Genomic DNA, 18644 nt, shown 5'->3' with positions numbered 1-18644 from the left:
TCGCCACCCGGGGTCGAGTACGCCGGGGACCAGCTCGCCCAAGACCGTTCGGGGCGCGCGGCTGAACGGACTCACTCTCGCTCAGTCCACAGGAACGGTTGGTGACCCACAGTGCCCCGTCGTGGAACGTCAGGCCGTTGGCGCCGAGAAACCCGGGCGAGGCCAGTTCGGGGGCGGTGGATCAGGCGGGAAGTCCTGGCAGCTGCCGTGCTTCGACCGGGTGCTGGGCACCACGAGCACCGAACTGGACGCACGGAACTGGGCGCACGGCGGACTCAGTCGGTGTCCTTCGGAAGCGGTTCGGCCAGGAGGAAGGCTCGCAGCAGGGCGGTGTAGCGGCCGGGCTGTTCGCCCGAGATGGAGTGGCCGGCTCCCTTGACGGTCACCGACTCGGAGCCCGCGAGGGTGTGTTGGTACTCGGCGGTCACGGCGGGCTTGATGAAGTCGCACTCCCCTCGCATGATCAGGGAGGGGACGCGCAGGGTGCGCAGACGGGGCCGGGGGTCGGGGAGCCGCTCGAAGTCCCTGACGGTCAGCTGGTTGCTGTAGAAGCCCTGAGGGTTGTCGTGCGCCCTGGCCGGCGGAGCGTCCTCGCACGAGGTGCTGTCCTTTCCCTGGAGGGCGACTTCGTGCATCCAGTGGTCGGCCTCGCGGTCGCCGACCAGCGCGTGTGCGGCGCCGGGGTTGATCCGAAGGAGCAGGCTCGCCGCGATGATGCGGGGCTCGCTGTTCATCCGGTCGAGCCGGGCCTTCCGGGCAGGGGAGAGGCGGTGCCAGGGTTCCCCGGCCTCGGAGCCGGGGTACTGACGGCCCCACAGCGCGCCCGGTGAGGTGAAGACCGCCTTGGCGACGTGCTCGCCGTGGGCGGCCAGGTACTGGGCGGTGAGTGATCCGCCCCAGGACTGGCCGACCAGGATGATCCGGTCGGCGCCGAGTGTGCGCCGGATCGCCTCCAGGTCGGCGACCTGGCGGGCGACGGTGTATCCGCTGACGTCCCGCAGCCGGGTGGAGCGGCCGGCGCCGAGCTGGTCGTAGGCGTAGACGTCGAAGCCGTCCGCCGCGAGTTCACGGCCCCCGGTGGGGACGCCCTCGCCGGGAGTGCCGGGACCACCGTGCAGGAAGATCACCGGAGTCGGTCTGGCCCGGCCTGTCGCGGGGGCGTGGACATAGGCGATGCGCGAACCGGTCGGCAGCTCCCAGAACCGCACGCCGGGCGGGGCGGGGGCGGCCGTCGAGGTGGGCATCGGACGCAGGACGGTGACAGCGGCGAGGACGGCGACGGCCACGGTCGGACCGACCGTGAGGAACGTGGACGCCCGCAGGGCCGGGCGGCGGCCGAGACCGAACAGGGCGAACGCCGCCCGGCCCAGCAGTCCGCCGGTGAGGGCGCCGCAGACGAGACCGACGACGACCAGGACCGGCACGCTCACGGTGACGAACGCCGCGGCGAGGAAACCGGCCACCGCCACGGCCGGGTTCAGCGAGAGCGACAGGAACAGCAGGACACCGCCGGCGACCCGGCGGAGAAGTATGCGTGACATGCCTTCGAGGCTAGGAAGCCGACGCGGACGATCCGTCCGGCTCAGGGACGGTTCCGCCGCGCGCGAGGGCCGCCCCTCGGCGGGGTGTCACCCCCACCTCACGGCGGGGTGCCCCACTCACCTCACGGTCCGCTGCCGGGCCGGATCAGCCCCGTCTCGTACGCGGCGATCGTCGCCTGCACCCGGTCGCGTACGCCGAGCTTGCCGAGGAGGACGGAGACGTGGTCCTTCACCGTGGGCGCGCTCACCCCCAGCACCGCCGCGATCTCCGCGTTGGACAGTCCCCGCGCGACCTGCCGCAGCACCTCCGTCTCGCGCGGGGTGAGCAGGCCGAGCCGGGCCGCGTCGAGCGGACCCGGCCCGTCCGTGAACCGGTCGAACAGCCTGCGGGTCACCGCCGGATCGAGCAGCGCGGCACCCCCGTGGACCACCCGTACCGCGTCGATCACCCGCTCCGGCTCGGCGTCCTTGAGCAGAAAACCGGCGGCCCCGGCGCGCAGCCCGGCCAACAGGTCCCGCAGAGCGGTCAGTCCGGCCCGGGCCTCTTCGCGCACGCCCCGCAGGTCCCCGTCCTCCGCCGCGGCGACGACCGCCCGCGCGTGCCTGAGCGCCGTGTCCCGCAGCCCGGTGGCGAACAGCAGACGCTGCGCGGACACCGCCGCGTCGGCGTCCCCGTCGAGCAGGACCCGCCGCCGGGCGTCGGCGGCCCGCAGCCGCTCGTGCCGCCGGGCGGTCCGTCGCCCCCACGACCAGACGGCGAGGGCGGGGAGGGCCAGCACACCGGCCAGTACGGCCCACGCACCCGTACGACTGCCGGTGATGCCGCCGCCGCTCGTCAGCGCGAGCCCGCCCACGGCGGCCACGGCGAGCGGCGCGAACAGGCCCCGGCGCCACGGCAGACGTACTCCCACGCTGTGGACGAGCGTCAGCTCGACCCACCCGTACACCAGGAAGATGTCGCTCACCGGCGGCTGGGTCCAGCCCGTCCGGTCGCAGGCCCACCACAGCAGCAGCGCCGACAGTACGGCAGCGAGCGCGCGGCCGGGCGCCCGTGAGCGCCAGGCCAGCGGCACGGCGTGCAGGCCCGACAGCACGACGGTCACCAGCGCGGGCAGCAGGCCGCCGAAGGGGGCCTCGGCCGTCATGAGGCTCGCGCCGAGCGACAGCGCGATCGCCAGGGCCACCAGCGCGTAGTCGAGCGCGACCGTCCCACGCCACAGGGGCCACCGGCGGAGGGGAGGAACCGTCGCCGCGGGCAGCGAGGCCCGTACGCGCCAGCCCGCTCCCTCACCATGAGGTCCCGCGTGGAACCTCCCGCCCCTCGCGGTGACCACGGCCGCCAGCCCCGCGAGACCGCGCCCGGTCCCAAGGCCCGGCTCGACGGCCGTACCGCCGTCGTCCGTGACGGTGACGGTGAAGAGGCGCTCGCCGCCGCCCTGTTCGGGCTTGTCCTCGTCGTCCGTCGGCTCGATCCGGACGCGCACCGTCGCGCCCTCGGCGTACCGGGCCGCGTTGGTCAACGCCTCCCGGACGACCCGGTACGCCGCTTCCGTACTGGCCGCCGGTGCCGTGTCGACCGTGCGCCGGTAGTCCACCGCGTGCGCGGCGGCCAGCGCGTCGACCTCGGTGAAGCCGGCCGCGGTCGCGTCCAGTCCGGTGAGGCGCTCCAGTTCGCCGACGGCCTCCCGGCCCGCCTCGTCGGCGTGGCGCAGCGCGTCACCGGCCCGTTCCCGGTCGGCGAGCCTGAGCGCGGCACCCGCGGCCACCACGATCCCGGTCAGCCGATGCGCGGCCACGTCGTGCAACTCCGCCGCCAGCCGGTCCCGTTCGGCCAGCGCCGCGAACAGCGGGACCGCCGCCGTGCCGGCCTCGTAGTCCGCCAGTGCGGACCGGCGGGCCGACCGGTGCCGGCGTGAGCGGCCCGTCGCCCAGACGACCGCCACCACCCCACCGGCCGTCAGCGCGGCCCCCGCCACGTAGTGCGGCGGTTCACCGCGTACGGCGGGGATCGCGGTGACGGCCAGCGTGAGCACGACGGCTCCCGCCAGGGAGGTGCCGGCGGTCCTGCGTACGGCCAGCAGATGGACCATGACCAGCGCGCAGACCCCCGCGACGAGGGAGAGGACCCACACCTGCCCCGCGAAGCCGGAAACGCTCCAGCCGGCATCGTTCCATCGGGTCTCCAACAGGTCTCCATCGGGTTTCCAACAGGTCTCCATCGAGTCGCCATCGGTTCTCCCGCACCTCCCGGGCCCGCCGCAGGCCCCGCCAGGGGGAGTTGTGGGACCAGTGTCACCCGGAGGGCCCGAGCGGGCGATCTTGCGTCACCGAGCCGATGTCGTGCCGGGTGCGTCGAGCAGGCCTGCCAGCAGTTGGAGTCGTTCGTCGTCCGGGCCTCCCGGCTCGGCGGTGTAGGTGATGAGCACCGGACCGGGAGCACCCGGCATCGGGTAGGCGTCCCAGTCCAGGGACAACTCGCCGACCAGCGGGTGGTTGACCCGCATCCGGCCGCGGGTGACCTCCTCGACGTCGTGGCGTGCCCACAGTGTCGCGAACTCGTCGCTGCGGACGGCTAGTTCACCCACGAGTTGCACGGCGCGCGGGTTCCCCGGATCAGCGGCCACCTGCGTTCGCAGCATCCCGGTCAGCTCGGCGACGGTCGCCGCCCGGTCCGGGCACGCCTGGTCGGCTTCGGGGTGCAGCAGCAGTACCAGCAGGTTCCGCTCGGCCTGGGGGAGTCGGGTGAACTCGCCCAGCAGGACACCTGCCAGCGGGTTCCATGCCAGGACGTCGAGGAAGCGGCCGACGACCAGCGTGGGCGAGGTCATCGTGCGCAGCAGCCGCAGCGTGGTGGGCGGTACCTCCTCCGGAGCGTGCTGACGCCGGCCGCGGGTGGGCGTGCGTGCCGCGCCGGCGAGGCTGTGCAGATGGCGGGACTCCTCGGCGGAGAAGTTGAGGGCGCGGGCGAGGGCGTCCAGGACCTGGTCGGACGGCCGGACGTCGCGGCCCTGCTCCATACGCTGGTAGTAGTCCGCGCTCACCCCGGCGAGCAGGGCCAGTTCCTCCCGCCGTAGTCCGGCGACGCGTCGCCTCGGGCCGGGTTCCAGGCCGACTTCCTGCGGCAGCACGCGAGTTCGGCGGGTTCGCAGAAAGTCGGCGAGTTCGCGTCGGGGATCGTCACTCATGGCGAGGGGATCGTCGGTCACGGCGTCAGTATGCCGTCGGCGCGGCCCGCCAGGGTGGGTCTGCCGGACCCAGGACAAGGGGAACGACCGTGATACCGAGCGCATGACCCAGTATCGGATCCACCACAGCGGGCCACGGAAGGACAGCGACATGAAGGCCGTTCAGATCACGAGCTACGGTGCGGCGGACGTCCTACGGGTCAATGACGTGGACCGCCCCGCACCCGGTGCGGGCGAGGTGCTGGTCTCGGTCGAGGCGTCCAGCGTGAACGGGCACGATGTGATCGTCCGCGCGGGTGGGTTGAAGATGGTGTCCGGGCGCCGGTTCCCGATCGGTGTGGGGCTGGACTTCGCGGGCACGGTCGCCGCGACCGGCCCCGATGTCGCGGGCTTTCGGGTCGGGGACCGGGTGTGGGGCATGGTGCATCCCCGGCAGCGGCATGCCGTCGCCGGGGCGGCCGAGTACGTCGTGGTCGCCGCGGACCGGATCGCGCCGGCCCCGGCGGACCTCTCGTCGGTCGAGGCGGCCTCCCTGGTCGTCGCGGGCTCCACGGCGTTGATCGCGCTGCGCGACAGCGTGCGCCTCACCAGCGGGGAACGGGTCCTGGTCCGGGGCGCGGCCGGCGGAGTCGGCACGGCCGCCGTGCAGTTGGCGCACGCGATGGGCGGCCATGTGACCGCGCTGGCTCGCGACCGCCACGCCCGGCTCCTTGCCGACCTGGGCGCCGACGAGGTCCTCGACCACGGCTCCACCACCTCGGAGCGGATCGGCCCCTTCGACGTCATCGTCGACACCGTCGGCTCGGAACTGAACTGCTACCGGAGCCGGTTGGCCAAGGGCGGCCGGATGGTCACCGTGGGACTCTCCGCTCAAGCCCTCGCCGCTATCGCCGCGTCGAGTGTGTACGGTGCCCGCCGCATCCGCACTTTCAGCGCCAATCCCGATGCCGCCGTGCTCCGTGATCTGGCCGGACATGTCACCTCGCACGCGCTGCGCCCGGTGGTCGACAGCGTCTATCCGCTCGCGGACATCGCCGCCGCGCACCAGGCGTTCGAGCGTGGCGGAGTCGCGGGCAAGCTTGTGGTCGCGGTGACCGCGTAGCCCGGTCACTCCCGTGGGCATCGTTCTCAGCGGTCGGCGAGCAGACCCGCGTCATGTGCCAGGACGGCGGCCTGTACGCGGTTGGCGCAGCCGGTGCGGGTCAGGATCCTGCTGATGTGCGCCTTGACCGTGCCGGCGCTCAGATACAGCTGCCCGGCGATCTCCACGTTGGACAGACCGGTGCCGAGCAACCGCAGGACGTCCCGTTCGGCCGGGGTCAGCTCCTCGGTCCTGCGCAGGGCGGTCTCGGTGTCACGGCCGGACCGTACGTGCCGGTCCAGCAGTTGCCGGGTGATGCGCGGGGCCAGGACCGGTTCACCGCTCGCGGCGAGCCGCACGGCGCGGATCAGCTCGTTGGGGCCCGTGTCCTTGAGCAGAAACCCGCTCGCCCCGGCCCGCAGGGCGCGCGTCACGCTCGCCTCCTCGCCGAACGCCGTGAGCATCACGACGCAGGTCCGGGGAGAGAGGCGGCCGATTTCCTCGGCGGCGGCGATTCCGTCCCCGCCCGGCATCCGGATGTCGAGCAGCGCCACGTCGATCTCCCGCGTGCGGCAGGCCGCGACGGCTTCCAGACCGTTGCCGGCCTCGGCCACCACCTCGATGTCGTCGGCGTTCTCCAGGATCAGCCGGATCCCGACGCGCATCAACGCCTCGTCGTCGGCAACCAGGACTCGGATCACCGGCTCATCCTAGGGGCTCATCCCAGGCTCGCCGTCAGCAGCAGGAACATGAGGTACCCCACCGTCGGCAGGATCACCAGTACCGCCGCGCAGCCCGCTCCCAGGACACGCGGCCAGGTCAGGATCTCGTCCGAAAGCGGGGATCGGCTGCCTCCCTGTCCGGTGGCTGTTCCCGCAGGTACAGGTGCTGGTGCTGGTGCCGGCGCGTGCTCCTGTGCCTGTGCCTGAGGCGGCAGCCATGCCGCCACGCGGAAGCCGCCGCCTGGCACCGCACCCGCCTCGAACGCGCCGCCGAGCAACGAGATCCGTTCCTGAAGACCGGCCAGCCCGCTGCGAGTTCCGCCCTGGGAGCGGCCGTCCGTACGCGGTACGCCGTTGGTGACGGACACCTCTGTGCCGCCGCTCGCGCTCCTGACCTCCACCCGGGTGGACGCGCCGGACGCGTGCTTCAGCACGTTCGTCAGTCCTTCGCGGACCACCCGGTGGATCGCCTGCCGGGTGCGGTCACCCAGGACCGCCGAGTCGGCCACGGACCAGTCGAGTTCGACCGCGCCGCCCGTCCGGCGGTACTCCGTCACCAGAGCGGTGATGTCCTCACACGTACCCCGGTCGCTCCCTGACCCGTCCGCCGGGTCCGTATGGCGCAGCACGCCGAGGATCTCGCGCAGCTCCTCCATTGCCGTACCGGCGGTCGTGCGCAGCAGCTCCGCCTGTCCGGAGAGGGGAGGTGCCTGGCGCGCCGTGGCGAGTTCCAGTGCCCCGGCGTGCACGGATATCAGGCTCAGCCGGTGTCCCAGCAGGTCGTGCATCTCGCCCGCGATCCGGTTCCTCTCCTCCAGCCGGGCGGCCGAGACGCTCAGCGAACGGGCCTGTTCCAGATAGGAGTTGCGCTCCCGCAGCAGATCGACCAGGAGCCGTCGCCGTCCCAGCAGGGTGCCGGCGAGAGCGGGAAGCAGCAGGAGCAGGACCACGGAGACCGCGTTGCCGGCCAGTTCCACCGGCAGGTCCTCCCACCGGGGGGCCACCCGCACGACGGTCAGGGGGGCCACCCGCACGACGGTCAGGGGGGCCACGGTGGCGCAGGCCGTCCCGACGACCTGCCAGGCACGCCGAGTCGGGGCGATACGGCGGGTGGCTGACAGCACGACCAGCGCCACCGCCGCCAGCGTCCATACGTTGTGACCGACGAGCAGCGGAGAGACGCCGAGGACCGCGGCGACCGGCCGGTCCCGTCGCGCGGCGACTAGCAGAGTCGCCCAGAGCGCCTCGAGTACCGCCAGAACGGGCCGGTCCGGCCGCACCAGCAGCAGGGGTGTCAGCCCGAAGGACGCCGCCGAGGCGCACAGCAGCAGTTCGGCTACGACCGTACGGCGCGGAGCGGTGCGTAGCGCGGCCCAGCTCTCGGCGACCGCCTCCCCTGCCCGCCGGGCCACCTCGGCCGCCCCGCGCCCCAGCCGTACGGGAGGCCGCCCCGAGTCATCGGGCACCTGGCTCATACTCACTCCTGCTCCAACTCCGACTCCCGCTCCAACTCCCGTTCATACGCTGTCCGTGACGCCGTCAACGCGGCAGAACGGCCGCCTCCCGCCGCTCCCCGGTGTCACGGTCACCCGGCCAACCGGAGACGCAGCTCTGCCAGCAGGCCGGCCGTGTCCACCTGACCGGACGCCCGCAGCAGCCGTACGACCGCCACCGCGCCCTCGGTTTCCGGGCCCGCCTCCGCCTCCGCCGTGGGTCCGCCGAGCAGCGCGGCCAGCAGATGGACCGTACCGGCAGTGGGGGAGCGGTGCTCGGCCGCGGTGAGCCGTGCGACAGCCATCGCCCTGTCGGCGGCGGCGGACAGCCGTACACGAGTGACATCGGTGATGTCGGCGGCCCCGGACACCGGCGCGGAGGCAATCGCCGCGTGGGTCAGGGAAGCCTGCCGCACACCGTGCAGGCGCAACAGGGTCCCGGCGGCGTTGGCCGTCGCGAGGCTCTCGGGCAGCGCGCGACCGGCGACGGTGAGGGCCCGGTCCAGGGCCAGCACTCCGAGCAGGAGATCCACGGGCTCGGCCTCGGTGTGTCCGCGCCGCACCGCCTGCCGTACGGCCTCGACGGACACCGCGAACAGAACCGGCGAGCCGTTCTGAGCGACCCCCGAGGTCCACGACGTGATCGCCCGGGACAGGCGGTTGCCGCTCCGGCCCAGGGTTCCGGCCCGGCGGAGCAGGGTGACGCCACGGGACTCCGGGCTCTCGCTCCGGGCCGAGGCGCCCGTGTTCAGCGCGTCGAGCGCCGTTGCCGCCGCGGCCGGATCCAGTCCCCGCAGCAGCAGCGCCTCGCGGGCCCTGCCACCGGGCAGGTCCACCAGGGCCCGGGCCACGTGCCGGCAGCGCACCGAGATCGTCCCTTCGGCTCGGGCCGATGCGATCGCGAGCAACAGGCACGTACGCAGCGCCCCGGTCATCCCGGGCCGGGCCCGGTCGCTCCGCGGGGCGGACCCGCGTGAGCCGAGGCCGAGTCGCCAACGCGCCTCGCGCCAGGCGGTGTCGACCTCCAGCGCGTCGGCTTCGGTCGCGGCCGGCGCGACGCCGCCCTCGTCGTCGTTCGCCCAACCACGGCCTGCCCGGCCGGAGATCAGGCCACTGAGCCCACCGGACGCCCGTATGCCCGGTGCTGTCGCCGCACCGGCGTCCGTGTCCCCCATGACGAGCGCGGCCAGTACCGTGTCCGTACCCACGACCGGCGACTCGCGCTCGACCGCGGCGCGCAGTGCTTCCACCAGCAGGTCCATGACGTCGGGCTCGAACTCCGTGGTCGCACCGTCCACGGTCGTGGCGTCGGCGGGTGCTCCGGTCGTCGATCGCTGATCCATCGAACGTTCCCCTCGGGTTCGGGTGTCGTGCCGCGGTGGCTCGTTGGGAACGACGCTAGGCGCGCGCCCCGGAACACCGCTTCGGCCGATCGGCCAGGCTCCCGGTCCGATCGTCCGGATCCCCGGTCCGCACGGCTCGGCTCCCGGCCCCACCCGGTAGGCCGGGCCGGGGTGGGGTGGTGTGGGGCGTGGCGGTCTCCGGGGGTGTCGTCCGACCCGTCGGCCCAAGATGGAGGCATGCGAGACATGAGCAGCACTACCGAGCCTGTCGGACTTCTGCGGGTGGCGATCGTGTACGAGCGGCCCGCGCCGAACAAGGTGGTCTGTCACGCCCGTTGCATCAGTGTGGGGCGGAGCGTCTTCCCCGGCGATTCGGTCCTTCCGGAGGACGCCCTACCGGACACCGGGACTTCGCCGGCCCGGGCGCTCCGGATCCACCGAGAACCCTTCGGGGAGTTCACCGAGCTGACCCCCGGCTGGAGTGCCGTCGTCGAACTCGAGGCGCCCGAGGGGACGGACCTGTCCTGGGTGCGGTCCGACGCGAACCTCCGAGTGGTCCCGCCGACGACCGGCACGGAGCGGGGACGGGCGGGCTGAGCTCCGCCTTCGGAGGCAGCCGAGCGGCGATTCGCACATACGTACATGGAATACGTATTCCTACCGAGGTGTCCCTGACACGCGTGCCGTTTTCTTGTGTTCATGACGACACCGAGCGTGAAAGCGCAGATGCCGAAGAGTGTCCGGCAGGCGTTGGTGGGGGTGTGGATCCAGGGCGTGCTGAACCTGGTGGCGGGGTTCCTGCTGGTGGCCCTGGCGGACGACGCGGCGGATCACGGTCGGGGGGAAGGGACCGGGCTCGTCCGGTCCCTGGCGGTGCTGACGCTGGTGATCGCCGGGGCGCTTCTACTGTGCGGCGTCTTCGCGGGGAGGCGGTTGAACGGGGTACGTGTCACGGTCATCGTCATCGAGGCGCTGGGCCTGCTGATCGGGGTGGTGGGCCTGTTCCAGGGGGGATTCTCGGTTCTCCCGGGCATCCTCCTCGCCGTCCTCGTGCTGCGGGGCTTCAGTACCGCGGAAGCCAGGAACTGGTTCGACCGATGAGGTGCGTACCGAGGCGTGGACCCGGGCGGAAGGACTCCGTCGTGCCGGTCGCCGTGGCGCTCGCCGTGGCCGTCCTGTTCGTCGGGGGGTGTACGAGCGCCCACGGAACCTCCCTTGCCGGGGAGCCGTCCGAGAGCGCGACGGAGGCGTCCGAGTCGCCGAGCCCTTCGCCGACCCCGTCCATCACTCCCGCGTACCCGACGGGGGCGTCCGGTTGCCACGACAACTCGTGGTGGAAGACCGAGGAATCCGCCGAGTGGGTCGAGCGCGCCGTCTACACGCCTCTGGACGAATACGGGAGCGACGGCAACGAGGTGACGCTTGTCAGCCTGCCGGGGTACAACGGGCCGCTCTGCCGGAAGATCACCGTGCAGGTCGAGTTCTGGAAACTGGTGTACGGAGTCGCGACCGACACCGACGGCGAACGCCTCTCGAACGGGACGCGACCCGCCTACTACTTCGACATGCGTCGGACGAAACACGTCGAACTGCGTACGGACGGGCGCGTCGACGAGAAGATCGCGGCGCCCCCGTCCCTCTACGCGGCGGACCGCAGTCCCTGCGTGGGAGTCCTCGTCACGGTCACCGTGGGCAAGCCGCTGACGAGCAGGGAACTGCCCAAGGAGATCGCGGTCGGCGGCGAGAAGGACTACTCGGGGCGTACCACCGTGGACTTCCGGTCGAAGCGGGTCGCCGACTACGAACTGTCCGAGCCCTCGGCGCCGCAGGTGTGCAGCCCGGACGGCAAGCCCACCGCCGACCCGGCCGACGTACCCGCACCGGGCTCCCAGCCGACGGACCTGTACCCGACGGACCTCTACCCGACTCCCGACTACAGCTTCGACCTCGACGACCTCATCGCTACGACCTCACCCTGAGCCCCGCGCGCGGATCCGGGCACGCACCGACCTCTTGACTTTTTCAGCTCACCTTGGGGACATCACATGCGCATACGCACCGCGGCCACCGCCCTTTCCGGCGCCCTCGTACTCTCGGCGCTCGTTCTTCCGGGCGCCGCCCAGGGAGCGGAGCGACCTGGGCCGGCGAAGGATCTCAGAGCCTTCGCCGCGCACAGCGGCCTGCCGAAGGACCCGATCGGCGACACCACCTTCAAGAACGGAGTCGTCAACAAGGGCAAGGACATCGTGCTCGGTGTGACGGGCAAGAAGGCCGTTCCCGTCACGTTCACCGCCTTCGACGAGGAAGGCCTGGCCCTCACCCAGGCGTTCCTGTGGCAGGGCACCGACAGTTCGAGCACGGACACCATCACCGGCGCCCTGGGGACGGACGCCGACCCCGTCTGCACGGAGACGACGGTCGAGGGCGGCTACAGCTACAGCTGCAAGGCGGTCTTCACCATCGACCCCGCTGTCGACTTCAAGGACGGCAACGGCACCCCGGGGGTCTGGAAACTCTTCCTGGGCGCCTTCGACCTCTACCTGAACATCAGCATCGACGACGACGTCTCCAAGGCCACCATCAAGCGGGCCGCGAAGCTGACCGTCAACGCCTCCCCGGAGCCGGTGAAGAAGGGCAGGACCATCACGGTCACCGGCAAGCTGACCCGCGCCGACTGGTCCACGGGCAAGACCACGGGATACGCGACCCAGCCGGTGAAGCTGCAGTTCCGCAAGAAGGGCAGCAGCGTCTGGAGCACCCTCAAGACGGTGAGGACCAGCCGTAGCGGCGCCCTGAGCACCACCACCAAGGCCGGCGTCGACGGCGACTACCGCTACGTCTTCGCGGGCACCGCCACGACCGGCGCCGCGACGTCGCCCGGCGACTTCGTCGACGTCAAGTAGGTGGATTCCAGGCCGAGTCGGGCGGTGACCGGTTCGCACAGGCGCGCCGATCACCGCCCCGAGGGCACCTGGACCAAGGTCAGTCCTGTTCCGGGCGGGCGTCCCCGAAACGGCTCCCGGTACGGCGGCGGGCCATCAGCGCGGCCAGGGCGGTGCGGGAGGAGACCCCGGTCTTGCGGAAGGCGCGGGAGACATGGGTGTCGACGGTACGCCGGCTGACGTAGAGCCGGTCCGCGATGGCCTGGCTGGTGAGACCCTGCGCCACCAGTTCGGCTATCTCCAGCTCACGGGCGGTCAGGGTGGCCAGGCGCCGGGTGAGTTCCGTGCGGTCCGGGGAACCGTACGGAACCTCGGAGTCGACACCGGGCGGACGGGTGGCGTCGGCGAGGCCGACCAGCATTCCGCTGCCGCCCGCCTCGGCGAGCCGGCGCCCCCTGAGCCAGGCGCGCGTGCCGCCCCGGCCGTGGCCCGCCGCCGCTTCCAACGGGGCGCCGAGCAGCAGGGAGTGGGCCTCCCAGAAGACCGCGCCGCAGCGGGCGCTCTCCGCCGCGGCCTCCGCGAACAGGTCGGCCGCCGCCGCGGTGTCCCCCTGCGCCAGCGGCAGATGGGCGGCGCTGCGCAGCGCGGACGCCCGCAGCATCGGCAGCCCCAGCTGTTCCGCCTCCTTGCGCGCCCGCTCGGCCCAGCCGCGGGCCTCCTCGGGCCTCCCCGTCACCAGGGCGGACGTGACCAGGATCTCCAGGTAGAGCGGTCGCAACGAGGGCTGGATCCGCTGCAGTTCGGGGCCGCCCGCCTGCAGCATCGCCTCCCGGGCCCGGACCGGATCGCCGGCCATGAGCGCGGCCCAGGCGAAGATGCACCAGGCCGTGGAGGCCCACCAGCCGACCCCGGTACCGGCCGCGGCCACGGCTTCCTCGGCGACGGCGAGCGGGCGCGGATCGCCCGGCGGGCAGGCGGCGACCAGTGCCGCCGCCTTGCTCGCCAGGACGAACGCCAGCAACTGGTCGCTGCCGATCCCGCGGGCGATGTCCTCGGCCTGGTCGGCGAGTTCCAGCGCCGAGGAGATCCGGCAGGTCTGGACCCGTACGTGGGACAGGCACAGCAGCAGATGAGGCACGACATAGAGCTGACCGCTGCGGCGGGCGATGTCGAGGCCGCGCTCCGCGTGCCGCTCCGCGTCCGGATAGTGCTCCAGGAAGGCCTCCGCCCAGCCGAGCCGGGCCAGTGGTTCGCACAGCGCGGTGAGGTCGTTGTCGGGCAGGGAGTCGACCAGGGCGGCGGCCTGCCGGGCCAGTTGGTGCGCGGCGGCCATGTTGCCCTCGTACGCCTCTCCCAGCGCGGCGACGGCGAGGACGCCCGCCTCCCCGACCTCGTCCTCCGTGGACCGGGCCGCCGAGAGCGCCATGTCGACCTCCGCGCGCACCTGGGCGTACGAGGTGCCGCTGTCCTGGGGCGCGGCCGAGCCCAGCTCCAGGCCGAGCCGGACGACGTCGGCCGGGGCGTGGCCGCGCGTCAGCTCGCGGCGTAGCAGCGCGACCGCCTCGGTACAGCGCCCCAGATGACGTTCCACCAGTGCGCACAGGACGACCGCGCGCACTCGGAGGCGGTCCTGGTTCTCGTCCTTGACCGCGCCACCGGGTGACCGACGCGGGGTGGCGATCAGTTCCTGGAGCAGGTCGCGGCTCTCGCGCAGGCCACCGCACGCGGCCAGGGCGCGGGCCCGGCGCAGGACCAACTCCCGGCGCCGGTCGGTGTGTTCGGGAGTGTGCGGAAGATGGCGGAGTGCCACTTCGAGCCAGTGGGCGCAGCTCGCCGGGGCCGTCCGGGCGGTTCGTGCGGCCGCCTCTTCGAGTACGGCCACCGCTGCCGGGTCCCAGGCGGTCAGCGACTGTTCGACATGGTGGGCCCGCTCGGCGGCGGAGGCGCCCGCGTGGGCCAGTTCCCGCGCGGCGAGCCGATGGATCTCGACGCGCCTCAGAAGGGGCGTGCTCTCGTGGACGAGGGTTCGTACGACCGGATGCCGCAGGGTCAGCAGGCCCTGCGGGGTGGGGCGCAGCAGGTCGCGTCGGGTGAGAGCGTGCACGTCGGCGGTGAACGCGGTGCCGGAGTGGCCGGTCACCCGGCTCACCATCGCCGGGGTGGCGTTCTCGCCCAATACCGCCACGGCGTCGACGATGCCGCGCCGCGAGGGGGCGAGCACGGTCAGTTCGTCCAGCAGCAGGGTGCCCAGGCCGGGCGGTGCCGAGGCCTCGGGCGGCGTACCCCCGCGGTGGGCCTGAAGGAGGGTCAGGAAGTAGAAGGGGTTGCCCTCGCTCGCGGCGTACAGCGCGGCGGTGTCGGCGGGCGGCAGACCGGTGCCGGCCAGTTCGGCGCAGTCGTGGGCGCTCAGCGGTCTCAGGCCGAGTCTGACGACCGTGCCGGTGTCGAGTTCGCGGGTGAGCCTGGCGGCGAGGGACTCGGGGCTCTGGCGGTCACGGCGGGTCACGGCCAGGACGACGGGGGCGTGCACGGGATGGCGTACGAGATGGTCGAGCAGCTCCAGTGACGCCGGGTCCGCCCAGTGCAGGTCGTCGAGGGCCAGCAGCAGCCCGGACGGGGCGGCGAGCCGGGCGAGCAGGACGGCCGTTGACCGGTGCAGTGCGAAACGGTCGACCGTGCCGCTCCGCTGGAGAAGGGGCGCCACCGCGTCGGCCTCCTGGAAGCCGTCCAGGGCGTGCGGGTCGAGGTGGGCGAGCGCGTCGGTGAACACCTGGAACGGCACCTGCCGTTCGTACTCCGTGGCTCTGCCGCGCAGTACCGTCATTCCGCGTCGGCGTGCCCGGGCGCAGACCTCGCCGAGCAGCCGGCTCTTGCCGATGCCGGCCTCACCGGTGATGTCGACGAGCCGGGAGCGCCCGCTGTCGCGGAACTCCCCGCCCCGTGCCATGCCGCGCGCGCTCTCCGACGCACGGTCGAGCAGTGCGTCGAACCGGGCCAGTTCGACGGAGCGGCCCAGTAACGGAGCCCCGTTCCCGCCGTCCCCAACTACGCTGTCCGCCCCCACAGTTGCCCCCTGTCTTTACATTCCCCTCACATATCATTCTCCCCTGTTGATCGTAGTAACCGCCGCGCCGGTGAATGACGGTCAATGACGGTGAACCAGGCCGCGTCCGCACCTCGGATGCCGTGGGCCGTACGGGCCGCGCGGATGGGTCGGTGAGGGAGTCGCGGCCGACGATGTCGGTGGCGCCGCCCCACGCCGCTCCCGCCCTTCGTGAGTTCCGGGGATCCCGGCGGCGATGGACCGGAAGCGGTTTCCGGGTGTCGGGGCGTCGACTTCGCCCGAGAGGTCCGCATCCGGCGCACGGCGACGAACCGGCTCCGGCCCGGTGAAAGGGTCCGGCGTGTTTCGGAAGCGTCACGAGTCTTGTCACCGGGGTGGGCGGCGTGTCACTGTCCGGCCATGGTTACGTAACCATGGCCGGTTTACACGGGTCCGAGTAGCTGTTTCCGGACCGTGGTTCCTCACCGAGTCGCTCAGGTGACGAACCCGCACTCCGACCTCCGCGATTTCCGTCACTGGAGACGACATGACCAAGACCCCGACGAGGTCGAGAAGACTGGCCAGTGTGCTCATGGCCGGCCTCGGCGCGACCCTCATGTTCCTGACCGCCCCGGCGCCCGCCCTCGCGCAGTCGGCCCCCTCGCACGCGCCGGCGAAGCCCGCGTCCAAGGGCGGCACCAGTGACTTCCGTGGAGTGAACTGGGCGGACCCTCGGGACAACTACGCCAGTGACGCCGTCGTACCCAGCGGACTGTCGGTCACCGACAACTACCGCACGGTGTACCGCACCACGGATCACATGGTGCGCGGCTTCAGGAAGAACCTGGGCGCCAACACCCTGCGGCTGCCGATCAACCCGGCGAGCGTCGGCACCACCTGGTGGAAGTCGTACCGCGCGACGATCGACGCGGCCACGGCCTACGGTGACAAGGTCATCGTCAGCTACTGGGAGGCCGACACCAGCAAGGACGGGCTGGTCGACGACACGGCGGCCTGGAAGAAGATGTGGAACACCGTCGTGCGGGAGTACAAGAAGAACCCGCGCGTCTACTTCGAGCCCATGAACGAGCCGCACGGCTACACCCTGGACCAGTGGGTCTCCGTCACCAGCGGCTGGCTGGCCCAGCACAAGGACGTCCCGCGCGGCCGTGTCGTGATCAGCGGCACCGGCTACAACGACAACGTCACCGGTGTCGGTGCGGCACCCGCTCTGCGGGGAACGCTGCTGTCGCTGCACTTCTACGGCTTCTGGGCCAGCTACACCAAGCAGTCGGAGTGGACCGCCGACCTCAACGCCCGCCTCGGCAAGTACACCGGCCGGACCATCATCGACGAGGCCGGCTCCCCGATGACCATCGGTCTGAACTACGGCGCGTGGAACGGCAACATCTACACCTCGTACCTCGCGGCCGTGGCCAACACCGCCCGCAGCAAGGGGATGGGGCTGGTGTACTGGCCGGGGCTGCGCAACGGCGACGCCTACTCGATCGAGTCGCTGGACGCCAAGGGCAACCTGGTGGACAACAGCGCCACCGGAGTCGCGCTGCTGCGCTGGGGCTACGGCTTCGGCAAGACCCCGCCCGTCAACAACCTGCCGCCCGCGCCTCCCGGTGAGGTACTGCGCGGAGTCGGCTCCACGCGCTGCGTCGACGTGCCCGGCTTCAGTACGACCAACGGCACCCAGCTCGACCTCTGGGACTGCAACGCCGGCGGCAACCAGATCTGGAACTGGAACGCGGACAAACAACTCACCGTCTACGGCAACAAGTGCATGACCGTGGGAGGCACCGGCAGCACGGCGGGAGACCCCGTGGTCATCACCGACTGCACCGGCGCCGCGGCACAGCAGTGGAACGTGAACGCGGACCTCTCGGTGACCAGCGTCGCCAACCCGGCGCTCTGCCTGGACGCGGCCGGAGCGGGCACCGGCAACGGCACGTCGGTCGACGTCTGGTACTGCAACGGAAGCACCAACCAGCAGTGGGCCAGGAGCTGATACGGGCAGCTGTTCGCCCCGATCAGTGATCGGATCACCGATCCGATCCGATCCGATCACTGATCTGAACCGAACCGACCCGACCCGACCCGACCCGACCCGGTCCGGTCCGGTCCCTACGCGGGTCAGCGCCGCCGTTCTTCGCCTTCCGGCGAGGGCGGCGGCGCTTGCGTGCTCGCGCGGACCACCAGCCGGGTCGGGACCAGGGTCTTGTCGATTCTGTCGGGCCCGGTGCGTCCGATCTTGCCCAGCAGCTTCTGCAGGCTGAGCCGGCCGACGGTGGCGAAGTCCTGCCGCACGGTGGTCAGCGGTGGCCAGAAGGCATGGGCCTCCTCCACGTCGTCGAACCCCACCACGCTGACGTCCTCGGGAATCCGGCGGCCGAGCTCGTGGAGGGCACGCATGACACCGAGCGCCATATGGTCGTTCGCGGCGAAGATGGCCGTGACCTCGGGCCGCCGCCCCAGGGCCAATCCGTGCTGGTATCCGGACCGGGTGGTCCAGTCGCCGTACAGCACCGGGGGCGGCACGATCCCGGCGTCCTCCAGGGTGCGCCGCCAGGACTCCACCCGGTGGGCCGCGGAGAACGAGGCCGGGGGGCCCGCGATGTGCCACACCTGCCGGTGGCCGAGTTCCAGCAGGTGTTCCGTCGCCTGCCGGGCGCCCTGCGCCTGATCGGTGTCCACCACGGTGTAGCCGGGACCGGTGTCGGAGTCGACGACCACCATCGGGACCCCCGGCGGGAGGCTGAACTCCGCGTCGTCCAGGAAACGCGCCTCGAAGACGAGGATCACTCCGTCCACGGCCGCCTCGCTGAGCCGGTCGTAGGCACCGGAGACCCTGCCCATGGTCGGGTCCGGTACGGGAATGAGGGTGACGGCGTACTTGGCGCGGGCGGCCTCGCTGGTGATGGCGTCGAGCGTGCGCGTGTTCCCGTACGTCCTGAGCGTGAAGGTGATGACCCCGATCGTGTTGAACCGCCCGCTTCTGAGCGCGCGTGCGGCTCCGTTCGGCCGGTAGCCCAGTGCCTGCATGGACTCCACGACGCGCTGCCTCGTCGAGGGGTCGACGTTGGTGTGGCCGTTGGACACGCGTGAGACCGTCTGCGGCGCGACACCGGCGTGCCGGGCGACGTCCGCCATCGACGGCCGGGGCCGTCCGGAGATGGGCTTGTCCCCAATCGCCATGATCCCTTGTTTCCCCTGTTTGCCGGGTCCTGACAACAGCCTAGGCCCACCTCCCGGGCTGTGTGTTCTGTATCACTCCCTGCTGGATGAGTTGTGGGCCCGGGCCCCGTCCGTACCCACCTGTGACGAGCGGCGCCCGGATGCGAGGAT

General features: G+C 72.0%; 14 protein-coding genes. 6 read left to right on the top strand and 8 right to left on the bottom strand.

The annotated features are described in order from the left end of the window. Nucleotides 1-275 precede the first annotated feature (275 nt). The 3 genes from PV734_RS22940 to PV734_RS22925 all read right to left on the bottom strand — a co-directional run bounded on the left by PV734_RS22940 (nucleotide 276) and on the right by PV734_RS22925 (nucleotide 4747). A complete protein-coding gene (locus PV734_RS22940; protein ID WP_319291332.1) occupies nucleotides 276-1541 on the bottom strand; it encodes an alpha/beta fold hydrolase in 1266 nt (421 codons plus the stop codon). 122 nt (nucleotides 1542-1663) lie between these two features. After that, nucleotides 1664-3727, bottom strand: coding sequence for a hybrid sensor histidine kinase/response regulator transcription factor (locus PV734_RS45880; protein WP_415924250.1), 2064 nt, complete (start codon nucleotides 3725-3727; stop codon nucleotides 1664-1666). A gap of 138 nt (nucleotides 3728-3865) precedes the next feature. Next, nucleotides 3866-4747 (bottom strand): helix-turn-helix transcriptional regulator, encoded by an 882-nt coding sequence (locus tag PV734_RS22925; RefSeq protein ID WP_319093270.1) that lies wholly within the window; start codon nucleotides 4745-4747, stop codon nucleotides 3866-3868. 130 nt (nucleotides 4748-4877) lie between these two features. On the opposite strand from PV734_RS22925, the gene PV734_RS22920 reads away from it, so the two are divergent. After that, nucleotides 4878-5828 (top strand): NADP-dependent oxidoreductase, encoded by a 951-nt coding sequence (locus PV734_RS22920; protein ID WP_319093269.1) that lies wholly within the window; start codon nucleotides 4878-4880, stop codon nucleotides 5826-5828. A 26-nt stretch (nucleotides 5829-5854) separates the two neighbouring features. Here the strand turns inward: PV734_RS22920 and PV734_RS22915 are convergent, their stop codons facing one another. The 3 genes from PV734_RS22915 to PV734_RS22905 all read right to left on the bottom strand — a co-directional run bounded on the left by PV734_RS22915 (nucleotide 5855) and on the right by PV734_RS22905 (nucleotide 9365). Next, nucleotides 5855-6508 carry a response regulator transcription factor gene (locus PV734_RS22915; protein WP_319093268.1) on the bottom strand — a complete coding sequence of 218 codons (654 nt, stop codon included), beginning with the start codon at nucleotides 6506-6508 and terminating at the stop codon, nucleotides 5855-5857. A 17-nt stretch (nucleotides 6509-6525) separates the two neighbouring features. Beyond that, nucleotides 6526-8004: a sensor histidine kinase gene (locus PV734_RS22910; protein ID WP_319291329.1), complete on the bottom strand. Its 1479-nt coding sequence runs from the start codon at nucleotides 8002-8004 to the stop codon at nucleotides 6526-6528. Between the two features lie 110 nt (nucleotides 8005-8114). After that, entirely contained in the window at nucleotides 8115-9365 is a 1251-nt protein-coding gene (locus tag PV734_RS22905; protein ID WP_319291326.1) for a Clp protease N-terminal domain-containing protein, read from the bottom strand. Nucleotides 9366-9611: 246 nt separating this feature from the next. On the opposite strand from PV734_RS22905, the gene PV734_RS22900 reads away from it, so the two are divergent. The 4 genes from PV734_RS22900 to PV734_RS22885 all read left to right on the top strand — a co-directional run bounded on the left by PV734_RS22900 (nucleotide 9612) and on the right by PV734_RS22885 (nucleotide 12268). Next, complete coding sequence (locus PV734_RS22900; protein ID WP_319093265.1) at nucleotides 9612-9962, top strand: hypothetical protein; 351 nt, start codon at nucleotides 9612-9614, stop codon at nucleotides 9960-9962. Between the two features lie 102 nt (nucleotides 9963-10064). Beyond that, nucleotides 10065-10466, top strand: a complete 402-nt coding sequence (locus PV734_RS22895; protein ID WP_319093264.1) for a hypothetical protein — start codon at nucleotides 10065-10067, stop codon at nucleotides 10464-10466. A gap of 41 nt (nucleotides 10467-10507) precedes the next feature. Next, the gene (locus PV734_RS22890) at nucleotides 10508-11344 is read left to right on the top strand and encodes a hypothetical protein (RefSeq protein ID WP_319093263.1); all 837 of its coding nucleotides are present in this window, start codon (nucleotides 10508-10510) and stop codon (nucleotides 11342-11344) included. 66 nt (nucleotides 11345-11410) lie between these two features. Beyond that, entirely contained in the window at nucleotides 11411-12268 is an 858-nt protein-coding gene (locus PV734_RS22885) for a hypothetical protein (RefSeq protein WP_319093262.1), read from the top strand. A 79-nt stretch (nucleotides 12269-12347) separates the two neighbouring features. Here the strand turns inward: PV734_RS22885 and PV734_RS22880 are convergent, their stop codons facing one another. Continuing rightward, entirely contained in the window at nucleotides 12348-15311 is a 2964-nt protein-coding gene (locus PV734_RS22880; protein ID WP_319291323.1) for a helix-turn-helix transcriptional regulator, read from the bottom strand. Between the two features lie 526 nt (nucleotides 15312-15837). On the opposite strand from PV734_RS22880, the gene PV734_RS22875 reads away from it, so the two are divergent. Continuing rightward, nucleotides 15838-17307 carry a ricin-type beta-trefoil lectin domain protein gene (locus PV734_RS22875; RefSeq protein WP_319093260.1) on the top strand — a complete coding sequence of 490 codons (1470 nt, stop codon included), beginning with the start codon at nucleotides 15838-15840 and terminating at the stop codon, nucleotides 17305-17307. Nucleotides 17308-17432: 125 nt separating this feature from the next. On the opposite strand, the gene PV734_RS22870 is transcribed toward PV734_RS22875, so the two are convergent. Beyond that, nucleotides 17433-18494, bottom strand: a complete 1062-nt coding sequence (locus tag PV734_RS22870; RefSeq protein WP_319291320.1) for a LacI family DNA-binding transcriptional regulator — start codon at nucleotides 18492-18494, stop codon at nucleotides 17433-17435. Between the last annotated feature and the right edge of the window lie 150 nt (nucleotides 18495-18644).

Origin of the sequence: Streptomyces sp. AK08-02 (assembly GCF_033795085.1) — a bacterium.
In the GTDB taxonomy this organism is placed as follows: Bacteria; Actinomycetota; Actinomycetes; order Streptomycetales; family Streptomycetaceae; genus Streptomyces; species Streptomyces echiniscabiei.
The sequence above is the reverse complement of the archived record's forward strand: the minus strand, read 5'-3'. Positions and strand labels throughout refer to the sequence as shown.

Bases quoted from the DNA above. Each gene is read 5' to 3' on its own strand.
- PV734_RS22875 (WP_319093260.1), top strand. From the start codon at position 15,838: ATGACCAAGACCCCGACGAGGTCGAGAAGACTGGCCAGTGTGCTCATG.
- PV734_RS22910 (WP_319291329.1), bottom strand. From the start codon at position 8,004: ATGAGCCAGGTGCCCGATGACTCGGGGCGGCCTCCCGTACGGCTGGGG.
- PV734_RS22885 (WP_319093262.1), top strand. From the start codon at position 11,411: ATGCGCATACGCACCGCGGCCACCGCCCTTTCCGGCGCCCTCGTACTC.
- PV734_RS22870 (WP_319291320.1), bottom strand. From the start codon at position 18,494: ATGGCGATTGGGGACAAGCCCATCTCCGGACGGCCCCGGCCGTCGATG.
- PV734_RS22905 (WP_319291326.1), bottom strand. From the start codon at position 9,365: ATGGATCAGCGATCGACGACCGGAGCACCCGCCGACGCCACGACCGTG.
- PV734_RS22900 (WP_319093265.1), top strand. From the start codon at position 9,612: ATGAGCAGCACTACCGAGCCTGTCGGACTTCTGCGGGTGGCGATCGTG.
- PV734_RS22940 (WP_319291332.1), bottom strand. From the start codon at position 1,541: ATGTCACGCATACTTCTCCGCCGGGTCGCCGGCGGTGTCCTGCTGTTC.
- PV734_RS22920 (WP_319093269.1), top strand. From the start codon at position 4,878: ATGAAGGCCGTTCAGATCACGAGCTACGGTGCGGCGGACGTCCTACGG.
- PV734_RS22895 (WP_319093264.1), top strand. From the start codon at position 10,065: ATGACGACACCGAGCGTGAAAGCGCAGATGCCGAAGAGTGTCCGGCAG.